The organism is Mesorhizobium sp. M1A.F.Ca.IN.020.06.1.1 (genome assembly GCF_004023265.1).
Taxonomy (GTDB): Bacteria; Pseudomonadota; Alphaproteobacteria; order Rhizobiales; family Rhizobiaceae; genus Mesorhizobium.
This window is the reverse complement of the sequence record NZ_RZSR01001431.1, coordinates 1-997: the sequence shown is the minus strand read 5'-3', so window position 1 is coordinate 997 and position 997 is coordinate 1. Positions and strand designations below refer to the sequence as shown.

1 protein-coding gene and 1 pseudogene are annotated in these 997 nt (G+C 67.1%); both read left to right on the top strand.

The window, feature by feature from the left end; translation table 11 throughout:
• Positions 1 to 488, top strand: a 488-nt coding sequence (locus EOA60_RS34620; RefSeq protein WP_164899846.1) for an OmpA family protein, incomplete at its 5' end; no start/stop codon positions are given.
• Positions 485 to 997 (top strand): annotated as a pseudogene (locus EOA60_RS34615) (chemotaxis protein MotC); the annotation flags it as partial. The gene EOA60_RS34620 and the pseudogene EOA60_RS34615, both read left to right, overlap by 4 nt.

Sequence of the window (997 nt, the reverse complement as noted above, 5' to 3'; positions counted from 1 at the left end):
AGGGAAAGAAGGTCCCGAGCAGCGCCGCCCTCAAGGCGGCCGCCGAAATCAAGGAGGAACTGGCCAAGGCCTTTGCGCCCGGTGAAAAGCTGGCCGAGGGCGTCTCCGTCGAGGCAACCGACAAGGGCGTCGTCATCTCGATTACCGATCAGCTCGACTTCGGCATGTTCGAAATCGGCTCGGCCGTGCCGCGCCGCGAGATGGTGCTGGCGATGGAGAAGATCGGCCGCATCATCAACGAGAAGAAGGGCACCATCACCATCGGCGGCCATACCGATGCGCGGCCGTTCCGCAGCGGCGCCTACGACAACTGGCGGCTGTCCACCGCCCGCGCCCACTCCGCCTATTACATGCTGGTGCGCGGCGGCGTCGACGAAAGCCGCATCACCGAGGTCGCGGGCTTCGCCGACCGCCAGCCCAAGATCGCGTCCGATCCGCTGGCCGCCGCCAACCGCCGCATCGAAATCCTGATGGCGACCGGCGGATGAGGGTCAGGATCGCCATCGGCCGCGCAGTCGGGCTGCTGCTGCTCGCCGCAGGATTGCCCGCTGCCGCTTTTGCACAGGATGACGGCCTGCAGCCTTATCAGCTGGTGCGCTCGCTGCAGTTGGTCCAGGACCGCATCGCCGGCGGCGATCATGCGGCGCTGCCAATGCAGGCCAAGCTGCTGGAAATGACCGATGCCAGGCTTCGCGCCGCCGATGCCGGCGATTTCAAGGACCCGAAGAATTTCCGCGCTCTGCTCGTCTATGGCATGAGCGGCGGCAATCCCGTCACAGTGGAGGCGGCGGCTTCGCGCGCGGCGGCCGACCCGCAAAGCCTCGCCATCGCCAAAGGGGTCGTCGCCTATCTCAACGGCAGGCCGGCCGCGGCAATCGAAATCCTGAAGCCGATCGACCCGATGAGCGTGCCCGCCGACCTCGGCGCCTTCCTGGCGTTGGTCAAGGGCTCGCTGCTTGCGGCCGATGAACCCGCAACGGCGCTGACGCTGCTGGAC